The following is a 2,912-nucleotide window of genomic DNA, read 5'->3' as shown; positions in this document are numbered from 1 at the left end:
CAGGATTTCGAGATTGTAGAGCGGCGCATTCATGGCACCGATCTAGGATAGCCGCTGCGCAGTTGCGAGCGCGAAATACCCGCCTTTGGTATGGGTTGCGCGGCGGCGCCGGCCGATCAGTCGACCTTGTGCCGGCGCGGCCTGGTTTCGTCGCCGGCCGCATCGTCGGCGCTGGCATTGTCGCCGCCGAACACCGGCTCGCCCTTGCGGCGGCGGTCGACGAAATCGCCGATCGCGGCGCTGGTGGTGTCGAGCAGCGGATAGGTGACCGAGCGGGTGATCCATTTCGGCCGGTGGGTTCGCCCACCCTCGAACGTGTCGAGCACCAGCATCAGCACCAGAAAGCCCATGCTCACCAGGATCAGCCCCTTGGCGACGCCGAAACCCACGCCCAGCGCCCGGTCGATCGGCCCCAGGACCGAGTTGCGCATCTGTCCGCCCAGCGTATTGGCGATCAGCCGCCCGCCGAAATAGCTGAGCCCCGCCAGCAACGCGAAGGCGAGCACCGCCGCCCCGCCCTCGGTACCGATCATCGGCGCGAGAATCGCGGTGAAGCCTGCATGGAAGAACTTCACCGCCACCACCACCAGGATCCAGGCCAGGAATGCCAGCACCTCGGTGGTGAAGCCGCGCAGGAAGCCGAGAATGGCGGCGCCAGCGATGATTAGGAGCGTGATGATGTCGAGCCCGGTCATGCCTGCTCCATAGCAGCATGGACCGGGCGGTGAAGGGGCTTGCGCACGTCCATCCGGCATCGCCACATGTTCCCTTTTCGTTTTCCAGCGCCTACAGGTGCGGCATGGCAAAAATTCAGAAGCGCTACGTCTGCCAGGCCTGCGGATCGGTCACGACCAAATGGGCGGGCCAGTGCGCCGACTGTGCGGAGTGGAACACGCTGGTCGAGGAAGCGGGCGGCCCGTCCACGCCGTTCCAGGCCAAGCACCATCTGCAGACCGGCGGGCGCATGATCCTGCTGTCCGGGCTCGACAGCGAGATCGCGCTCCCCGAGCGGATGCCGAGCGGCATCGCCGAGTTCGATCGCGCGCTGGGCGGCGGCTTCGTCGAGGGCTCGGCGACGCTGATCGGCGGCGATCCCGGCATCGGCAAGTCGACCCTGCTGCTCCAGGCGGCAGCAAAGATCGCGATGCGCGGGCTGTCGGTCGCCTATATTTCGGGCGAGGAAGCGGCGGATCAGGTGCGCCTGCGCGCCCGCCGGCTGGGCCTTGGGCAAGCGCCGGTACAACTCGCCTCCGCCACCTCGGTGCGCGACATCCTCACCACGATCGGCATGGGCAGCCCGCCCGACCTGCTGATCATCGATTCGATCCAGACGATGCATTCGGACCTGATCGAGGGCGCGCCCGGCACGGTGAGCCAGGTCCGCGCCAGCGCGCAGGAACTGATCCGCTTCGCCAAGGAGCGCGGCACCGCGCTGGTGATGGTGGGGCACGTCACCAAGGACGGCTCGATCGCCGGTCCACGCGTGCTGGAGCACATGGTGGATACGGTGCTGGCGTTCGAGGGTGAGCGCAGCCATCTCTACCGAATTCTCCGGGCGGTGAAGAACCGCTTCGGCGGCACCGACGAGATCGGCGTGTTCGCGATGCAGACCGAGGGGCTGACCGAGGTCGCGAATCCCTCTTCGCTGTTTCTCACCCAGCGCGACGAGAATGTGACCGGCGCGGTGGTGTTCCCCGCGCTCGAAGGCACACGCCCGGTACTGGTGGAGGTGCAGGCACTCACCGTTCGCCTCGCTTCGGGAGCGACACCGCGGCGATCGGTGGTGGGATGGGACTCCGCGCGGCTGTCGATGGTGCTGGCGGTGCTGGAGGCGCGCTGCGGCCTCAGCTTCGCGACCTGCGAGGTCTATTTGAACATCGCCGGCGGGTACCGGGTGCAGGACCCGGCCGCGGATCTGGCCATCGCCGCCGCCCTCGTCTCTGCCCTGTCGGAACGCCCGGTTCCAGCCGACTCGGTGGTCTTCGGCGAGATCGCGCTGTCGGGCGAGGTTCGGCCGGTCGCCCATGCCGCGCTGCGATTGCGCGAATCCGCCAAACTCGGGTTCAACCGGGCGCTCGCGCCGCTCGGAAATGCGACGAACGACCGGGAAAACAGCTCGCTAAATGTCGCAAACTTTCGTAATCTCAACGCTTTGGTGGAACAATTGCTTGGGAGATGACGGGCATTAAAATATCTTCATATATGCACTGGTATGCAGATGTCTGTTTTGATACAGTAGGCACAGATCAGAAGATCTGGTTCTCTGCTGACGTGTTGCTTGTCGCGTAGGTCAGGAACTATCCCCCTCACGGGCCGTTCGGTTTCGTTAAGTATTTGCTGATAAAGCAATTGTTAATGGAGACGGTCCATTTAGAACGCGAGGTTCGAGTGGGTATCAGGGTGGTAGTAAAGCAAGGGGGCAACGCCCGGTCGAAGCGGCTGCGCAGGATTGGCGCTGCAACTGCTGCCGTCGCCCTTGTGTCGGCGACCTCCGCCGGCATCGCCGTTCCCCCGATCGCCGCGGCCATGGGCAACGCTCTGCGGGCGATCGACGTCATGGGCCTGCTCTCGGAACGTTCCCCGGGCGTCCGCGAGGCAGGCGCCCAGAGCAACAAGGGCCGCCGGGTCGCGCAGAAGGCAAAGAAGGGGCCGAAGGAAGGCATGGTGCCGGATTCGACCGCCCAGAACGGGACCGTCTCGCCGCGCACCTTCGATTTGTCGGCAGACCAGGCGCCCATTCCGGCGGCGCTCGATCTTCCGGAAGATATTCTCCCCTCTTCGCTGGCCTCGGGGTTCCCCTCCAGCATCGATGGCTTCGCGCCGGGAGTGAGCTTCGTGCCGATTTCCTCCGGCCTGCCGCTCAGCAACGGTATCGTGCCCTCGGGCGGCTTCGGCGGGGGGGGGGGGGGGGG

Annotated in this window: 3 protein-coding genes; 2 read left to right on the top strand and 1 reads right to left on the bottom strand. The window is 65.8% G+C overall.

Features of this window, described 5'->3' with window-relative positions; translation table 11 throughout:
* Positions 1-116: 116 nt before the first annotated feature.
* A complete protein-coding gene (locus KK7_RS0119165) occupies positions 117-695 on the bottom strand; it encodes a CvpA family protein (protein ID WP_010546256.1) in 579 nt (192 codons plus the stop codon).
* 104 nt (positions 696-799) lie between these two features.
* Here KK7_RS0119165 and radA point away from each other — a divergent pair, with 104 nt between their 5' ends.
* Both radA and KK7_RS21305 read left to right on the top strand, forming a co-directional pair.
* Positions 800-2,179, top strand: coding sequence for a DNA repair protein RadA (gene radA / locus KK7_RS0119160; RefSeq protein WP_010546255.1), 1,380 nt, complete (start codon positions 800-802; stop codon positions 2,177-2,179).
* 176 nt (positions 2,180-2,355) lie between these two features.
* Positions 2,356-2,912, top strand: a 557-nt coding sequence (locus KK7_RS21305) for a hypothetical protein (protein ID WP_138984006.1), incomplete at its 3' end; no start/stop codon positions are given.

Source organism: Sphingomonas elodea ATCC 31461 (genome assembly GCF_000226955.1).
Lineage (GTDB): Bacteria > Pseudomonadota > Alphaproteobacteria > Sphingomonadales > Sphingomonadaceae > Sphingomonas > Sphingomonas elodea.
Note: the sequence above shows the minus strand (reverse complement) of the source record. Positions and strands in the feature narration are given on the sequence as shown.

Excerpts from the sequence above, each read along its gene's own strand:
- KK7_RS0119165 (WP_010546256.1), bottom strand. The coding sequence starts at position 695 with ATGACCGGGCTCGACATCATCACGCTCCTAATCATCGCTGGCGCCGCC.
- radA (WP_010546255.1), top strand. The coding sequence starts at position 800 with ATGGCAAAAATTCAGAAGCGCTACGTCTGCCAGGCCTGCGGATCGGTC.